General features: G+C 62.6%; 16 protein-coding genes and 1 tRNA gene. 6 read left to right on the forward strand and 11 right to left on the reverse strand.

What is annotated here, in order from left to right; all coding sequences use genetic code 11:
• Nucleotides 1-86: 86 nt before the first annotated feature.
• The 5 genes from RR_RS22330 to RR_RS06735 form a co-directional block, all read right to left on the reverse strand.
• Nucleotides 87-254: a hypothetical protein gene (locus tag RR_RS22330; RefSeq protein WP_011223131.1), complete on the reverse strand. Its 168-nt coding sequence runs from the start codon at nt 252-254 to the stop codon at nt 87-89.
• The gene (locus RR_RS06720; protein ID WP_011223132.1) at nt 247-702 is read right to left on the reverse strand and encodes a hypothetical protein; all 456 of its coding nucleotides are present in this window, start codon (nt 700-702) and stop codon (nt 247-249) included. Before RR_RS06720 ends, RR_RS22330 begins: the two co-directional genes overlap by 8 nt.
• A 139-nt stretch (nt 703-841) precedes the next feature.
• Complete coding sequence (locus RR_RS06725; protein ID WP_011223133.1) at nt 842-1396, reverse strand: sigma-70 region 4 domain-containing protein; 555 nt, start codon at nt 1394-1396, stop codon at nt 842-844.
• Between the two features lie 170 nt (nt 1397-1566).
• Nucleotides 1567-1637, reverse strand: a tRNA-Pro gene (locus RR_RS06730).
• 95 nt (nt 1638-1732) lie between these two features.
• A complete protein-coding gene (locus RR_RS06735) occupies nt 1733-2818 on the reverse strand; it encodes a right-handed parallel beta-helix repeat-containing protein (protein WP_049938796.1) in 1086 nt (361 codons plus the stop codon).
• Nucleotides 2819-2967: 149 nt separating this feature from the next.
• Here RR_RS06735 and RR_RS06740 point away from each other — a divergent pair, with 149 nt between their 5' ends.
• From RR_RS06740 to RR_RS06750, 3 genes are all read left to right on the forward strand, one after another.
• The gene (locus RR_RS06740) at nt 2968-4302 is read left to right on the forward strand and encodes a DEAD/DEAH box helicase (RefSeq protein ID WP_049939137.1); all 1335 of its coding nucleotides are present in this window, start codon (nt 2968-2970) and stop codon (nt 4300-4302) included.
• Between the two features lie 137 nt (nt 4303-4439).
• A complete protein-coding gene (locus RR_RS06745) occupies nt 4440-5711 on the forward strand; it encodes a TIGR00341 family protein (protein ID WP_049938798.1) in 1272 nt (423 codons plus the stop codon).
• A gap of 78 nt (nt 5712-5789) precedes the next feature.
• Nucleotides 5790-7355, forward strand: a complete 1566-nt coding sequence (locus RR_RS06750) for a DUF790 family protein (protein ID WP_049938799.1) — start codon at nt 5790-5792, stop codon at nt 7353-7355.
• Between the two features lie 77 nt (nt 7356-7432).
• On the opposite strand, the gene RR_RS06755 is transcribed toward RR_RS06750, so the two are convergent.
• From RR_RS06755 to RR_RS06765, 4 genes are all read right to left on the reverse strand, one after another.
• Nucleotides 7433-8656, reverse strand: a complete 1224-nt coding sequence (locus RR_RS06755) for a nucleotidyltransferase domain-containing protein (protein ID WP_011223138.1) — start codon at nt 8654-8656, stop codon at nt 7433-7435.
• A complete protein-coding gene (locus RR_RS06760) occupies nt 8650-9564 on the reverse strand; it encodes a hypothetical protein (protein WP_049938800.1) in 915 nt (304 codons plus the stop codon). Before RR_RS06760 ends, RR_RS06755 begins: the two co-directional genes overlap by 7 nt.
• A 424-nt stretch (nt 9565-9988) precedes the next feature.
• A complete protein-coding gene (locus RR_RS21460) occupies nt 9989-10426 on the reverse strand; it encodes a lasso peptide biosynthesis B2 protein (RefSeq protein WP_079890974.1) in 438 nt (145 codons plus the stop codon).
• Nucleotides 10407-10703: a PqqD family peptide modification chaperone gene (locus RR_RS06765; protein ID WP_011223140.1), complete on the reverse strand. Its 297-nt coding sequence runs from the start codon at nt 10701-10703 to the stop codon at nt 10407-10409. The genes RR_RS21460 and RR_RS06765 overlap by 20 nt, the downstream gene beginning before the upstream one ends.
• 148 nt (nt 10704-10851) lie before the next feature.
• On the opposite strand from RR_RS06765, the gene RR_RS06770 reads away from it, so the two are divergent.
• Nucleotides 10852-12660 carry an ABC transporter ATP-binding protein gene (locus RR_RS06770; protein WP_011223141.1) on the forward strand — a complete coding sequence of 603 codons (1809 nt, stop codon included), beginning with the start codon at nt 10852-10854 and terminating at the stop codon, nt 12658-12660.
• A gap of 32 nt (nt 12661-12692) precedes the next feature.
• On the opposite strand, the gene RR_RS06775 is transcribed toward RR_RS06770, so the two are convergent.
• Together RR_RS06775 and RR_RS06780 are read right to left on the reverse strand one after the other, a co-directional pair.
• The gene (locus RR_RS06775; protein WP_011223142.1) at nt 12693-13193 is read right to left on the reverse strand and encodes a DUF7122 family protein; all 501 of its coding nucleotides are present in this window, start codon (nt 13191-13193) and stop codon (nt 12693-12695) included.
• Nucleotides 13190-14101: an RsmB/NOP family class I SAM-dependent RNA methyltransferase gene (locus tag RR_RS06780; protein WP_049939138.1), complete on the reverse strand. Its 912-nt coding sequence runs from the start codon at nt 14099-14101 to the stop codon at nt 13190-13192. Before RR_RS06780 ends, RR_RS06775 begins: the two co-directional genes overlap by 4 nt.
• 51 nt (nt 14102-14152) lie before the next feature.
• On the opposite strand from RR_RS06780, the gene RR_RS06785 reads away from it, so the two are divergent.
• Both RR_RS06785 and sppA read left to right on the forward strand, forming a co-directional pair.
• Nucleotides 14153-14926, forward strand: a complete 774-nt coding sequence (locus RR_RS06785) for a proteasome assembly chaperone family protein (RefSeq protein ID WP_004962003.1) — start codon at nt 14153-14155, stop codon at nt 14924-14926.
• Nucleotides 14926-15921, forward strand: coding sequence for a signal peptide peptidase SppA (gene sppA / locus RR_RS06790; RefSeq protein WP_004961999.1), 996 nt, complete (start codon nt 14926-14928; stop codon nt 15919-15921). Before RR_RS06785 ends, sppA begins: the two co-directional genes overlap by 1 nt.
• Nucleotides 15922-15945 lie beyond the last annotated feature (24 nt).

The following is a 15945-nucleotide window of genomic DNA, read 5'->3' on the forward strand; positions in this document are numbered from 1 at the left end:
CACTCGATGAACGAGCATACGCAGAAACAGAATTGCTAAAACCCCGTAAAACGCGCCGCTGAATGGGTGAATGACTGATTAGGCCATTACTCTGGAAGAACTTCCGGCTCCTCAAGCCGCCGCGTGTTGGTACCGCCGCAGTGTCCACAGACTACCGAGACACTGTCGTCGTTGCGGTCGTCGTATAGTAACGAGAGTGGTTCCTCGCAGTCGTCACAGTAGTGCGTGTGTTCAGCGCCAGACTGTTCACACATCGGCTTTTGCACCTCCCTGAGCGGGGTCGTGGCGGGAGAACGGCCGAACGTGGACCGCCATGTAGTCGCTTGGGGGAATCCCGTTCTGTAGGTGGACGTACCCACGCTTCGCCAGTCGGTTGAGAAGACGCTGTGCGCCTTGCTGGTCGATGTTGTCGACGGCTTGGGCCAGTGCCCGCTTGGCGGTTTCGCCCCGGACGATTCCACCCTTCGTACGCTTCTTGCACAGCGTTCGGTAGGCGACGGCGAGGTCTCGGTCGTCGGGGTCGGCGTAGGGTTCCACGCCACCGTCTTCGGTCGGCTCCGAAACTTTCCGTCGCACGTACTCTTCGAGGTCAGCACTCATGTTGTCGACCTGCTCCTTGTACTGCTCTTTCAGGTGAGTCGGCAGTCGGAAGGTGATCTTGTCGCTGCCGGTCTCCTCGTGGAGCTGGGAACCGCCAGTCATGTCTGACTAGGCACCTCCTCGTAAGACGGGGCCGAATCCCCATACGGCGCGGTGACGGACGCCGATGTTGGTACTTGTAGGACAGCCCCCCGTGGGGTCGCCAGAAGGTCTCGCGTGAGGGCGGGCGGGTGTGTGCGCGTCATAGGCGGCCCTCCGTTTTCTTTCGGGCATCCGTCAGCAGGTTTCCGATGGTGCCGGCCGCCCGGTCGGTGTAGCGGGCGAACTCCCGAACACCGAAGCTACCGAGGTCACAGGCGAGGTAGGCATCGAGTTGAGCGGGAGGAAGGTGATCGTAGGCGGTCGGGTCGTCGTCGAGGCGGAGCCATGCTGGTGGCGCTGGGTACTCGCGGCCGGTGTCGAGGTGGGCCACGACGATCTGCCCACGGACCCACTGCCACCACAGCGAAGCGACGTGGGCACACCACCCGTCGCTGTAGTGGTAGCCCTGACAGTCGCACTCAGCGACGAGTGTACGGCTCTTGAGCGCCCAGAGAACGCGGTGGTAGTCGTCGCCGTCGGACAGACTCACGATACGCTCGGCGTCGTTGATAGCGCCGCCGTCGTCGCTCTCTTGCTGGGCACGCTGCCACGGCGTCGACAGCGTCCAGTCGTCAGGCATCGACAGCGTAGACGGCCCGCCGACCGTTCCGGGGAGGTCGTTGCTCGGTTGCCAGCTGCGCTCGGCACGGCTCATGGCCGACACACCCCCTCATCCAGCGCAGGACAGCGTTTCAACTCACGGTCGATGACGAAGCCACAGAACCGGCAGATTTGCCGGGTGGAGGGGTCAGCCGTGTGGCTCACGCTGACCACCTCGTTGCAGTGAGAAAGCGGCAGAGAAGGCCGCTATCCTTTATTTTGGAGTGGGACCGCCGAGATTCGAACTCAGGTCCGACGCACCCCATGCGCCGAGGATACCGCTACCCCACGGTCCCGCACTCTGGGAGAGGGGGGTGTTTTAATTAAGGGCTTCGCTTTGGTGACGAGATTGGCAGCCTGTGACGGGGAAGACACCGCCAGCGTGGTCCCGTCACTCGGCAACTTCGATGCCGGGGCTTTCGATGGTGACATCGGTAAGCGACCAGTCCCCACTCGCGGACCGGGCGTCGACACCGATGGCATTTTGCTCTGCGGTCACGGAGATAGTCGACTCGGAGACAGTCCATGACGCGTTCGTGTTGACGGCGTGGATTCCCTGCTGTTGGCTCTCAATGGTCGTATTCTGGATAGTCCATGCTCCGGTCGTTCGAGCGGTGAAGACACCGATGTCTCGGGTTTCAAGGGTAGAATCTTCAAGTGTCCACGCACCTCCAGAGAAGGCGGTTACGAGGCCGGTATCGCTTCGGTGGACCGTCAGGTCAGTCACCGTCCAGTTGCCGCCACTGTCGATGGCTTTGACGCCGGTGTTGCTTCGGCGGACCTCTGTGTTCCGGACCGTCCAGTCGCCAGTTGTCCCGGAGGCGTCGACTCCGTCTGCGCCGGACCGGTCGACGACAACCGTTGCGACTGTCCAGTCACCGGAGGACTTGCGGACATCGACGCCGTCGCCACCGACATTGACGAATCGGGTGTCGCGAATCGTCCAGTCGCCGCTGGTGCCGCGGACGAACACGCCGCTGTAGGTTGTGCTGGCGACGGCGGCGTCCTCGATAGTCCAGTTTCCAGCCGTATTCGGCGCGTAGACCCCGACATCGGCAGCGATAACAGTCGTGTCAGTGACTGTCCAGTCACCGCTGGTTTCGTTGGCGGCGACGCCAAAGCGGTAGTTACGCACGGTGAATCCGGTGACGTTCGCGTCGGCTGCGCCGGCCACCGTGACGCCGGTTCCGTTGACGAACCGCGAACCGCCCAGTATCGCCCGGTCGGGTGCGACGAGGGTAATACTCTCGTTGATTCGGACTTCTTCGCGGTAGGTGCCCGGCCGGACCTCGACGGTGTCACCGCTGTCGGCAGCGTTCACAGCGGCCTGTATTGACTGGTACTCGGCACTCCCGTCTTTATCGACGGTCAGTGTGTCCTGCGCCGTCTGTGTTCCGGCCACGCCGGCTGGCACGACAGCCAGCGTCAACACTAGCGACAGCAAGAGGGCAGGCAATGTCGTTCGGGCGTCGTCCATAGTTGGAGGTGTAGGGGGCGAATAGATGTAAACTGTAGTGTTCATTCACCTGCTGGCGACGTGACGCTGAGATGAAGCTGAGAGTCCCGGCGACACACAGCGATACAGCCCGCGAAAGCGTTATCAGCCGGACCGGCGAACCCCGGAGTGTGCTGGAGCTGACGTACGAGTCAGGGACCATTCGCGTGTCGGGAGACCTGCCGTCGGACCTGCCCGGCGTCGAGTACGACCGGCGTTCACAGACAGGGCGAGCGCCGGCCTACCGGTACGCCGACCTCCGAAGCGCGCTTGACGATCGTGAGGTGGCGTATGAGGACCACGTCTGTTCGCTCCCGTCATTGTCGCTCTCGACGGCGTACGACCTCAGAGACTACCAGCAGGCAGCGCTAGACGCCTGGCGTGAAGCCGAGGACAGGGGCTGTCTCGAACTACCGACCGGGAGCGGCAAGACCGTCATCGGCATCGCGGCGATGGTCGCACTGGGGACGCCAACGCTGGTCGTCGTCCCGACCATCGACCTGCTGGAGCAGTGGCAGCGCGAGCTACAGCGGGAGTTCGACCGGCCCATTGGCTGCATGGGAGGGGGCGAGCAGCGCGTCGAGGATATCACGGTGTCGACGTACGACTCGGCGTACCTGCGGGCCGACGAACTCGGCGACCGCTTCGGACTCGTGGTCTTCGACGAGGTCCACCATCTTGGTGGAAAAGGGTATCGGGATATCGCTCGACTGCTCGCTGCGCCGCCGCGGCTCGGACTGACAGCGACGTTCGAGCGGCCGGACGGAGCCCACGAAGCCATTGCGGACCTCGTTGGACCGCTCGTCCAGCGGGTCAGCGTCGACGAGTTGGCTGGCGAGCACCTCGCTGACTACGATATCAAGCGGCTCGAAGTTTCACTCACGCCGGACGAACGGGACCGCTACGAAGAGCATCAGGGGACGTTCACCGACTACCTCAAACAATCCAACATCCAGCTCCGGTCCGGCAGCGATTATCAGGAACTCGTCAAGCGGTCCGGCAACGACCCGGCGGCCCGCGAGGCGCTGCTGGCGAAACAGCGCGCCCGCGAGGTGATGATGAATGCCCAGCGAAAGGTCGACCGGCTGGCGACGATTCTGGACCGCCACCGCGAGGACCGGATAATCGTCTTCACCGCCCACACCGACCTCGTGTATCGCCTCTCCGAGCGGTTTCTCATTCCGGCGATAACGCATGAAACCGGCGCGAGCGAGCGCCGGGAGATACTAGAGCGGTTCCGCGACGGGACGTACTCCCGGGTCGTAACCGCGAACGTCCTCGACGAAGGAGTGGACGTGCCCGACGCGAACGTCGCCGTTCTCCTCTCTGGGAGCGGCTCGGAGCGGGAGTTTACCCAGCGACTTGGCCGTGTTCTCCGACCGAAAGCCGACGGCGGGCGGGCACTGCTGTACGAACTTGTGACTGAGGAAACCGCGGAGGAGCGAGTCGCCAGGCGACGCAGATAGCAGGCGGTCCGTCGTTGTCCAAGCGTTCTCCCACGCTGAGCGGGATTACCTCCTTGATAACTATGGCTCTCCCTGGCGAGAAGCAGAGAAATGTTCGATGCTAATCGCCAGTGTTGCGGGTCGCGAGGTGCGTCCGAGTGCGGTTGATACACATCCGTGTTCCCGATGCCGTCCTCGACAGCGTCCGCGACGTGCTGGACGACCGTGACATCAGCTACGTTCAGACCAAGGAGACGAGCGACGACGAGGCGGCGTGGCTGTTGCAGTTTCCGCTCCTGCCGGAAGCCGTCGACGAGGTACTTGACGACCTCGAAGCGACCGGGCTCGACGCCGACCGGTACACTGTTGTCGGGAACGCCGAGACCGCCCGGCCAGACCAGTCGAACTCCGCCCGCCGCCACGAGGACCGCATCTCCCACGATGAACTCCGCGATCGTGCGGTCGGCATGAACCCCGGACAAGGGACATACTACGGACTGACGGTCCTGAGTGCGATCGTCGCAACGGCGGGTCTGCTCCTCGATTCTCCGGCTATCGTCGTCGGCTCGATGGTCATCGCACCACAGGTCGGATCCGCACTCATCGCCAGCGTCGGGACGACGCTCAGCGACCGCCGGCTCATTGTCGATGGCGTCCGCGACCAGTTGCTCGGGCTCGCTGTCGCCATCGGGAGCGCGGCCCTGTTCGGACTGTTCATCCGGTACAGCGGGTTTGTCCCCGGACAGCTCCGTGTCACGACAGTCCAGCAGATCGTCCAGCGTATTTCACCGGGGTTTCTCTCGCTTGTGGTCGGCCTCTGTGCGGGAGCCGCCGGGGCGTTTGGACTGGCAACGGCGCTACCGGTCTCACTGGTCGGTGTGATGATTGCCGCCGCGCTCATTCCTGCCGCCGCGGCCATCGGGGTCGGTATCGCCTGGGGACTGCCGGCCGTCGCACTTGGGGCGGGTATTCTCCTGCTGGTCAACGTCGCGTCAATCAACCTCACCGGCGTTCTCGTCCTCTGGGGGCTCGGATTCCGTCCGCTAAACTGGGCGGCTGACCGCCCGCCGAGCGAGACGGTCCGGACGTACGCACCGACCGTCGTCGCCGTCCTGACGCTGCTGGTCGCGTTCGCCGGTGCCGGGACGGTCACCGCCCAACAGATGCAGGTCGAAACGTCTGTAAACAACGCTGTTACCGAAGCATTATCCAACGAATCATACGAACGGCTCCGATTACAGTCGGTCCAGACCCGGTTCGGCGGCGTCTCGGTGTACCGGCCTGACCGGGTGGTCACCGTTACGGTCAGTCGGCCCGCCGACCGGCCGTATCCGGCTCTGGTTTCCGACCTTGAACGTGCCGTTGGCCGGTCGATAGCGGACGACACAACTGTCGAAGTCACTTTCGAGGACAGACATCCGACGGAATGATGCTGGCTGCTACGGGCGTCTCGACCGGGGGCGTCGTCACTCCCCGTGTTTTTGTTGCTCCGTGGCGGAGATAGGCGCGTGCTGACGAAAGACCTCCTGCGGGTGTCCCGCGCTGGCGGCGGCTATCACCTGCAGTTCGCCGACGCCGACGCGGAGCGACTGGCGGCCCGCGTGCTCGGTATCTATCAGGGCCACGTCGGCGAGTCCCGAGAGATGCTGGAAACGGCACTCGCGGATGTCGAACAGGAGGCCGACGATTTCAAGCTGGTCCGCGGGCTGGCGAAACTCGTCGAACGGGAGGCAACATTTGAGACACAAGCCCCGATCGACCCTGTTCGAGCCCGTCGGCGGGTGTTCGAAGCCGCTTCGGACGTTGGCGTCGTGACCGAAGCCGAACGCGAGCAGGCACTCGCCGAGGCGGCCGATCACTTCGGAACGGACGCCGCGTCGCTAGCCGACACGCTGTACGCCGACCGGGACTCTCGACAGGTCCTTACTGCGGTGGACTCTCGCTGGGGGCCGGCCGAACTGCGGACCCAGTACAACCTCTCACTGGCGCAGACAGCGCTGTTCGATGCCACCGAGGTACGAGTCCGCTCGTCGGACCCGAAAGCGCTCGTCTCGGCGGTCAAACGCTGCCGGCTGATGTACGAGATTCGCCGGACAGGGAACGGCCGGGAAGTCGTCGTTACAGGACCCGACGCGCTGTTCTCGAACACGCGCCGGTACGGCACCCGCTTCGCTCGCCTCCTGCGAACGGTCGCGACCGCGAACGAGTGGGAGCTGACGGCGACCGTCGATGACCGGGGCACCGAGCGGAAACTCACGCTCTCAGATGGAGATGTCTCCGTGCCGGGTGTCGAGCCCGTAACAGAGGTCAGCTACGATAGCGGCGTCGAAGCCGACTTCGCCGGCCGGTTTGCCGCGCTGGACCTCGACTGGGACCTGATACGCGAACCGGAGCCGCTGGCGGCCGGCGAACACGTCGTCATTCCGGACTTCGCATTCGAGTGGCGGCCCGGCGCTGACACCGGTGTTCAAGACACGGGACGTGGAGAGAGCACAGACCGGACCGACGGCGACACACCCTTCCGCATCTTCTTCGAAATTATGGGGTTCTGGACGCCGGAGTATGTCAAGAAGAAACTCACCCGCCTCGACGCACTGGAGGATGTCGAGATGCTGGTCGCCGTCGACGAATCACTTGGCGTCGGCGAGGAAATCGAGGCGACGGACAACCGGGCAATTCCGTACTCCGGCACAGTCAGAGTAAAAGATGTGCGGGACGCCCTGCGACCCTACGAGGAGCGACTCGTGCGTGAGAGCGTTGCGGAGATACCCGACGAACTGCGGCCGGACGCTGACGTTATCTCGCTCACCGACCTCGCCGCGGAGCACGGTGTCAGCGAGGATGCGCTGGAAGACGTGGCCTTTCCGGCGCACGAGCGCGTCGGCCGCACGCTTATCGACCCAGTTGTGCTGGACGAACTGGCCGAGGAGATTGAACCCGAAATGGCGTATCAGGCGGCGATTGGCCGACTCTCCGCGCACGGAATCGAGGACGACAGCGCTGCGCTCGCACACCTTGGCTACCGCGTCGCTTGGGAAGGACTTGGGAAGGGGACAATCCAGCCACGGGAGTGAGTGGTCTGTGAGAAACGGTGGGGAACCCGGTCTCAGATACAGCATCTCCACATCGCTATCAAACGAGCAATCGTCGTTCAGGTCGCTTCGTCACGTCGCTCCTCGGAAAGCTGTCGCCGCCACTGTGGTGTTTCGAGGAGGAGTCGGAGCGGCCAGATGACGTAGTACAGCGGGTGCATCGGGCCGGGAAGCGGGCAAAACTGGTACTCCGAGTAGGTCGGGTGAAGTGACGAATGCAACAGTAGGAGCGGTACCAGCGCAGTCATCGAATCGCTGGCCGCCAGGTAAAATCGAGCGGCCTCAAACTGCGTGGGTGCCTGTGGCGTCCCAGCGGCCAGCGACTCAACGACGGCCTCAGCTAATTCGGAGATGCGGCCGTCCGTGCGAAGGCGGTCCAGGAGCGGCGCTGGGAGGGCGTATCCGAAGACAGCACGGGCGAGCGCGGCCCCGAGTAATAGGTTCCGCTCAACGCCGGTTTCCCGCGCCCGAACGAGGACGTGTGGCCAGTCGGTTTCCGCTGCCTCCAGTGCCGCAACGAAATCACAGAGCCACTTCAGGAGATACCAGCGGTGCTTGGTGCCATGGAACGCTAATACGAGTAGCCGATCTGGCTGTGCAAGCGCCGGAAGCGGTTGGCCGCCGACCGATACGGTGTCGCGGCGGTCCCAGAGTTCACCGAAGGATGTGGAGAACGGTCGCTCGGCATCGCCAACGCGCCAGCGAAGTTCCACGTCGAACTCCGGACCGCGCATTTCGTACTCGTGAACGATAGCCTTCGTCACAGGACCGCCTAACAGCGCGGCATCATCCAACCGCGGCGTGCCCCCGCGCCACTCGTATCCTCGCTCTTCGAGAATATCCGCAGCGGCGGGGATATCTTCCGGATGGACGAGCAGATCCAGGTCATTATATTCACGCACCGTTGCGTCGTCGTAAGCAGCGGCGGACAGCGCCGGTCCCTTGAACGGTACCGCACGCACACCACGTGTCTCGAAGCGTTCTAGTATCTCCTGTAGCTCGGTCGTGAACGCGAGATTCCGCATCCGTTTTCCCTGTACGATGCTGCTAAGTCGGGTCAACACGGCCGCCGGCACGGTGAACTCATCACCACTCTCGCGTGCCATTGCTTCCAGTCCCTCGTAGAGGAGTTGCACGATGCCGTGATACCGGGCGAGTGCAACGACACGGTCCCAGTCTGGCGCGTCATCAAGCGGGGGCGGGTCGGGAGCGGCGTCGGTGACGATCGCGGTACGAGCACAGTCGACCACCACCTGAAGTTCGGGTTCAGCCTCCGTCAGCATGACTCACTCTTGAGCTCAGACTGAACTCGGGCTGCGACATCCGGAAGCATATCGAGAGTGCGCGGCCGGCGGAGCCGTTTTATTTCGGTCATATCGACAATCTCACCGCAGGCAGTGAAGTTGGACACGGCCTGGCCGTCGGCCTCCAGCGCGCCCAGCGTGTACGTATTATCCACGAGCGCCATGACCTGCTTGTCCGGCCTGACTGCGTCCACCTCGATTGTCTCGCCGTCTTCGAGCAGGTAAATCCGTTCTAGCGGCACCGGGGTTGCGGGCTGGTCGTGCCTGAGTCCGTAGAAGTGTCGAGGGCGTCCGCTGTGGACCTGTTCCGGCGGTTCGACCGGAGGGTCAAATGCTTCAACTGCCTCCGGATCGAGTTTCATCGACGGGTAGCCGCTCCGGACGACCGGCCCCGCATCGTCCAGCGCTATCGCAGCCACGTCGTCGCTCAGGATACGATGTCCGTCGAGCAGGCAGGCCATCGCAGTCGTCGTTTTTCCGACCCCCGACTCTCCGACGAAGGCAACTGCACGCCCGTCGATACTGACGGTACTGGCGTGCAGCACGAAGTAGCCCCGTTGATCCAGCAGGTGGTTCAACGCCGGGCCGACCAGTACGTGGCGGAGGACTTCGCTTGGCACGTCCGGAGCCGGGTCTACAGCGATGGATTTACCGTCGAGAATTCTGACCGTTGCGGCGTCGTATAGAAGGTAGTATTCGCGCTCGGTTACCGCGTGAAAGGTCGACCCGGACGCAGCAGACAGAGGGCGAGGAATCCGTTCCTCAGTGATGGTGACATCAGCCCGCCCGCCAGGCGCTGTCTCAGCGGACGGAAGCTCTGGTACGTCGAAGGCCGAGCGGACTGTCAGTCCAAAGGCTTCGTACGTGGCTGTGTTCGCCGTCGCCATCCTGCTAGTTTCCCCCTTGCGTAGTTGTCCATCTATTCCGTCCATCCTGAAACACACCCCATCTACGACACCCCTGATTCATACCAGAGCGCTTGACTGCTGTGGTGGATAAGAATGCGCTCTCTACTTCCATCACACAGCCACGAAACCATCGCGATGTATCCACTGCACGGTGCCAGTGTCGAGGACCGATAAAAGAGGGATCAGTTAGATGTGTGAACCGGCTGTGGACGTTAACTCCACTTCCCGTATCCGTCGTCGTGGTCCCACCAGTTCGTCTTCTCTTCAACAGTTCCGTACGTTTCGACCGACGGCGTTTCGTATTCCTTCATTGGTTACCTCCACGCCTGCTTTCAGATATCATTGTATTTGTTATATTATCTATTACTCTTGAATTTCCACAGAATGTGGTGTTTACTATCTGTTAGCCACGTACTTCGCGTTCCGTGAGTGCTCGGAAACGCCCAAAGTCGTCGACATCCCCGATAAGGACATCACCGTTTGACTCGACCCAAGCATGAGCCTCGAACGTATCGGACTGTGTATCCACACCGAAGCGGAGACAATGTGGGAAGTCACTCGCCTCCAGCAAGGTACTCCCGGTGAGTGCTCGCTCAAGACAATCGTAAGTGCCCGGAAGACGCGACCCTGCTGTTAAAACCGCCCAGCGTACTGACTTCGGTGCTTCAGGCTGACGATGACACGGGAGGAACTGAGAGACCGTGCCGAAACAGCGCTCTGCGTCCTCCAGCCCAACGACTGTAAGCAGTACTTTGCTCGCAACGATCAGTGCCACTGCTTCACAGAGTAATAGCTTCTGCGCCCGTGACAACGCCCTGAACTCACGGAATCGGGCTCGCATCGACCTTGATGAGTTGCTCCGCGGCAAGCGTTTTCAGAAAGCGTTCCACATCATTTGCCACTCGGTCTCTCTCGACATCGTACTCCCCGACCAGCGCCGAGACGATGTCCACTGGCTCAGTCGGTTCCTGAATTCGCTCCCAGATATCCGGGCCGACCCCTGACAGGCCCTGATACCGCCCCGTCTCGTTGTTGAGCAACACGATCTCCCCGTCGATAGTCGTAGTGACACAGTCGTCAGTTGCGACAACAGCCGACTCGAAATCTATCGCGACCATGTGGCTATCGGCGATACTCGTACTATTTGTTATAGCCTCTTTTCGCCCCCGTGGTAACTCTGACTGCCGTTAGACGTGCCCTTCGTTCCAGAACGAACCGACCGTAGTAAGTCGGTAACTATGCCCCATAGAAACCGCATGCCGAACAATGGCTGCTACTCCTTCCGTCAGTGAAAAATACGCATCGTTGCGCCGCGTGGCGCTGTATCGGCCGGCGCTGACGGGGAGTATCGTTGCCGCCAGCCTCTTTGTAATGCTACTCGAAGGTGTTGGCCTCTCGTTCCTGTTTCCGATACTCGACGCCGCACAGGCCGGGCAGAGCCTTCCGCTTCAGGCAAACGGCGTCACCGGCCGGTTTCTTTCCGTGTACGTCGCTGCAGGGCTGCCGGTCACACTCGAATTCCTGTTGGTCGGCCTCGCGTGCGTGATGGTCATCCGGTTTACGGCGTCGTTTGCGGTGAAATGGCTCGCAGCAAAACTCACACAGACGTACGAGCGTGACCTCAAAGACCGGGCCTACGAACTGGCGATGGGCGCATCAGTCGCCTACTACGACGACAAGGGGTCCGACGACATCATGAACACGATTCTGACACAGACCCGCTACGCCGGGCGTGTCATCGGCCGGATTATCCAGTTCTTCCAGCAGGCAATCCTCTGTCTGGTGTATATCGGGATCGCACTCGCTATCGCTCCGGTGCTGGCAGTCGGTGCAGCTGTCGCTCTCGGCGGTGTCACGGCGATCATCAGATACGGCATCGAGCCCGGGTACGCCGTTGGCGACCGTGTGGCGACGGCAAACGAACAGCTACAGGAGACAACACAGGCGGGGACGCAAGGTATCCGTGACGTGAAGCTGTTTGGTATGCGCGACGGGCTGCTTGCCGAGTTCCGGTCCACACTCGACCGGTACACTTCGACTAGCGTCGCCGTTCGCCGGAACCAGGTTGCAATCGGAAGCCTCTATCGGCTCTCGGTCTCGCTGCTCCTGTTTGGCCTTGTCTACGTCGCCATCAGTTTCCGGGCGCTGTCTATCGCGGAACTCGGCGTGTTCCTGTTCGCGATGCTCCGACTCGCCCCCCGGCTGAGTTCGCTCAGCTCCACCATCTACGCGATCGAGGGAGAACTCCCACATCTGGTCCGAACTCACCAGTTCATCGACCGCCTCGAAGCCCAGCAGGAACCAACTGGCGGGCAGTCGGTCCCGGACAGCATTGAGGAAATCGCGTTCGAGAACGTCTCGTTCGCCTACGAGGACGAGCCAGTGCTTGCGGACTTTTCGATGGCCGTCGACCGAGGGGAGTTCGTCGGCATCGTCGGCAAGTCCGGCGGCGGCAAATCGACAGTCGTCTCACTGCTCACGCGACTCTATACCCCGGATAGCGGTGAGGTTCTGGCGAACGGGACGCCAATTTCGGCCTATGCGCTTGAGGAATGGCGTGAGGCTGTTGCGATGGTTCGACAGGACCCGCATATCTTCAACGATACGCTGCGGTACAATCTCACTGCCGGTCGGGATATCACCGAGGAAACGCTCTATGAAGTCGCTGAGAAGGCACTCATCCTCGAATTCCTTGACGACCTTCCGCAGGGACTCGACACGGTACTGGGCGACGACGGCGTGAAACTGTCCGGCGGGCAGCGCCAGCGCGTCGCACTAGCTCGCGCGCTTCTGGCCGATGCGGAGGTACTCGTGCTTGATGAGGCCACCAGCGACCTCGACTCGAATCTGGAACAGCAAATCCATCGAACCGTTGAGACGCTTGACGGGGACCAGACTGTGATCGCGATCGCCCACCGACTCTCGACGGTTTCAAACGCCGACCGGATATACACTGTTGAGGACGGGCAGGTCACAGAGCGAGGCAGCCACGCCGAGCTGCTCAACGACAACGGGACGTACGCGGAGCTGTACGCGATGCAGGGAACGGCAGCCGCACAGTCTTCCAGTGGCTAATCGGTTCTCAGTGGGACGGGTGGGTCCTCGGGTTAGACGTCTCGACGGCGCCCTTTCGGCACCTGTGACCTGAGTTCGCCGTAGACGTACAGGCCGACGCCGACCGGTTCAGCCGCACCAGCAAGGTCGTGGGTGACGACCAGATACCCCCAGTCGCCGTCCCAGTCGAGTTCATGGTCTTCGCCGGCCACAAACGCCCGGGCAGCGTCCTCGTCAAGATGGATGACGTTCTGGCTGGCGTGCTCGCCGAACCGTTGGACGGCCTCCAGCGTCGGTTTCCAGTGTTCCTGTCGCGTTCGTAGGAACGTCATTCCCAGTCCTTCGATGTCTACCGGCGACGGCGGGCTGCCTTGATACAGCCACAGTTTGCCAGCGCCCCGTTCCCAGAAGGTGTACCCCTCGAACGTCTCCGAAGGGACGCCAAAGCGGTCCGCCCAGAAGTCGAGCACTTCCTCGCGGGTCGCTCGCTCGGGGTCGTCTCGCTCTTCATTCGTTTCTGGGAGCCGCGTGAACTCCGTGCTCTGGTCGCTCATTCTGCGGGCACCTCCAGTTTCGCACAGAAGAACCCGCCCGTGTCGTTGTGATGCGGGTATATGCGCTTGGCGTCTGCCACGCTGGGGTCGAAGCTCTCGTCTTCCCAGTCGGTGATTCCCGGTGCGTGGTTGAGCGGGAGGTCGTAGTCCACGATTTCACAGGCCACCTCGTCGAGCACGTAGTCCAGCACGGCCTCGTTTTCCTCCGGGGCGAACGTACAGGTGGAGTAGACGACGGTTCCCCCGGGCTCGGTCACTTCGACGGCCCGCTTGAGGATACCCTTCTGCACGCCGGAGATGCCCTCGACGTGCGAGAGCGACCAGTCTTCCAGCGTATCCGGGTTCTTTCTGATTGTTCCCTCACAGGAGCAAGGGACGTCGACGAGCGCACGGTCGTATCCCTCGCCGTCGAAGGGCTTGAGCGAGTGGTTGCGCCCGTCCTCGTGGGTGACGGCGACCGTCGTCGCACCCAGCCGCTCGGTGTTGGTCCGCAGCGCCGAAATCCGCCCGAGATTGTTGTCGGTTGCGACGACTTCGCCGGTATCCTCCATCAGGGCGGCGAGCTGGGTCGTCTTGCTCCCCGGTGCCGCACAGGCGTCCCAGACTCGTTCGCCGGGTTGGGGGTCCAGTACGGTCGCTGGAATCACGGATACTTCCTCCTGACCGTGAATCCAGCCGTGGAAGTACGGCCAGTTCGCGCCGGGAGAGTCCTCGGGCAGGACGAACAGGCCGTCGTGCCAGTCGACGGGGTCGTAGGCGATGTCTGCATCCGCAAGCGCCGTCCGGACCCGCTCGACGGTGGCTTTGATCGTGTTGACCCTGATAGCCGACGGCAGCGGGCGTTCACACGCGTCGATGAACGCCTCGAAGTCGTCGATGATGGGCCGGTAGCGGTCGAGTGGTTCCATTGTCCGGCGTTCGCTGGCGGTCGGTTTGTGGGTTTCGAACGGCATCGGCCCATGGCTTTCAAGCCGTCGGCGGACGATATCCGAGGTATGGCACACATACAGGTCCACCGCGAGGATATGTCCCTCGACTCACCGACACTGATCGAGGGACTCCCAGGGGTCGGACTCGTCGGCAAGATAGCCGCTGACCATCTTGTCGATGTCTACGACATGGAGTACTACGCGTCGGCCCACTGCGAAGGGTTGCCAGAAATCGCCGTGTACGGAACGGACGACCCAGAGGTTCGCCCGCCGGTCCGGCTGTACGCGGACGAAGACCGCGACCTGCTCGTCCTCCAGAGCGATGCCCCGATCTCCCCGTCCGGCGCGACGGAGTTCGCCGGCTGTATGGTTAGCTGGTTTGAGGCCAACGATGCAACGCCGGTCTACCTCAGCGGCCGTCCCGCCGAGAAAGACGGCGTTCCGGACGTGTACGGCATCTCGACGGGCGACGGGGCGGCAATGCTTGCGGAGGCGGACGTAGATCCGCCCTCGGAGAACGGCGCGATTACCGGGCCGACCGGCGCGCTAGTTCATGAATCACAGCGAACCGGGTTGACGAGTGTCGGACTCATCGTCGAAGCCGACCAGCGGTTCCCCGACCCCGAAGCGGCGCGAGCCCTGCTGCAGACAGCGATCAGCCCACTGGCAGATTTTGATATCGACACCGAGGCACTGGTCGAGCAGGCCGAAGAAATCGGTCGCGCCAAGGCACAGCTCGCACAGCAACTCCAGGAAAACCAGGAGGAAAGCACGAGCGCACAGCCGCTCGGGATGTATCAGTAATGGCGGGCGCAGATGACATCGTTCGTGGGTTGCTGGTGGTGCTTGTCGTCGGTATCGGCACGGTCCTTGGGTGGGTGTTGTTTGTCAGAACACCCGACAACCTTGCTCAGTTGTTCGGCGTCCTGCTGGTCGTTGCTGTCGCCGTTGCTACAGCCCGTATCGGCAGCAACATCGCCGGCTCCCTCCTCCCAGCACACAACGTCGCGGAAGTCGCCGTCGAAGGGCCGATCAGTCGTGACGGCGGTGGCGGCATCACCAGTCCGCCGGTCGGTGCGTCGGCCGACGACATCGTCGAACAGATCGAGCGCGCTGATTCCGACCGGGGCTCGGAGGCACTGCTTCTGAAGCTGAACACGCCGGGCGGCGAAATCGTCCCCAGCGAGGACATCCGCATCGCCGCCGAGCAGTTCGACGGCCCGACTATCGCCTATGCGACGGATGTCTGTGCCAGCGGCGGCTACGACATCGCCGCCGGCTGCGACGAGCTATGGGCTCGTGAGGGCTCTATCGTCGGCTCCATCGGCGTCGTCGGCTCGCGGGTCAACGCCAAGGAACTGGCCGACCGAGTCGGCCTCTCCTACGAGCAGTTCACCGCTGGCGAGTACAAAGACGCCGGCGTCCCGCTAAAGGAGATGACTGCGGACGAGCGCGAGTATCTCCAGAGTATTGTCGACGACTACTACGACCAGTTCATCGACACCGTAGCCGAAGGCCGCGAGATGGACGCCGAGGCGCTCAAAGACACCGAAGCGCGCATCTTCCTCGGCGATGAGGCGGAAGAACGTGGGCTCGTCGACCGACTCGGGACGCGAGACGATGTCGAGGCGAGCCTGGAGCAACGCCTTGGCGAGGACGTGACGATCAAGGAGTACGAGCCCGAGCGCGGATTGACGGGCAAGCTCCGCGGGGGCGCACAGCAGGTCGCGTTCGCGCTGGGAGCAGGTATCGCCGGCGTCGCTGACGGCGATATCGAGGGGCTCTCCTTCCGTCGATAGCCTCGGGAGGTTTTTTATCCGGGG

This window comes from Haloarcula marismortui ATCC 43049 (assembly GCF_000011085.1).
Classification (GTDB): Archaea; Halobacteriota; Halobacteria; order Halobacteriales; family Haloarculaceae; genus Haloarcula; species Haloarcula marismortui.

Coding starts and splice junctions, on each gene's coding strand:
- RR_RS22330 (WP_011223131.1), bottom strand. CDS start 254: ATGTGTGAACAGTCTGGCGCTGAACACACGCACTACTGTGACGACTGC.
- RR_RS06720 (WP_011223132.1), bottom strand. CDS start 702: ATGACTGGCGGTTCCCAGCTCCACGAGGAGACCGGCAGCGACAAGATC.
- RR_RS06725 (WP_011223133.1), bottom strand. CDS start 1,396: ATGAGCCGTGCCGAGCGCAGCTGGCAACCGAGCAACGACCTCCCCGGA.
- RR_RS06735 (WP_049938796.1), bottom strand. CDS start 2,818: ATGGACGACGCCCGAACGACATTGCCTGCCCTCTTGCTGTCGCTAGTG.
- RR_RS06755 (WP_011223138.1), bottom strand. CDS start 8,656: ATGCTGACGGAGGCTGAACCCGAACTTCAGGTGGTGGTCGACTGTGCT.
- RR_RS06760 (WP_049938800.1), bottom strand. CDS start 9,564: ATGGCGACGGCGAACACAGCCACGTACGAAGCCTTTGGACTGACAGTC.
- RR_RS21460 (WP_079890974.1), bottom strand. CDS start 10,426: ATGCGAGCCCGATTCCGTGAGTTCAGGGCGTTGTCACGGGCGCAGAAG.
- RR_RS06765 (WP_011223140.1), bottom strand. CDS start 10,703: ATGGTCGCGATAGATTTCGAGTCGGCTGTTGTCGCAACTGACGACTGT.
- RR_RS06770 (WP_011223141.1), top strand. CDS start 10,852: ATGGCTGCTACTCCTTCCGTCAGTGAAAAATACGCATCGTTGCGCCGC.
- RR_RS06775 (WP_011223142.1), bottom strand. CDS start 13,193: ATGAGCGACCAGAGCACGGAGTTCACGCGGCTCCCAGAAACGAATGAA.
- RR_RS06780 (WP_049939138.1), bottom strand. CDS start 14,101: ATGGAACCACTCGACCGCTACCGGCCCATCATCGACGACTTCGAGGCG.
- RR_RS06785 (WP_004962003.1), top strand. CDS start 14,153: ATGGCTTTCAAGCCGTCGGCGGACGATATCCGAGGTATGGCACACATA.
- sppA (WP_004961999.1), top strand. CDS start 14,926: ATGGCGGGCGCAGATGACATCGTTCGTGGGTTGCTGGTGGTGCTTGTC.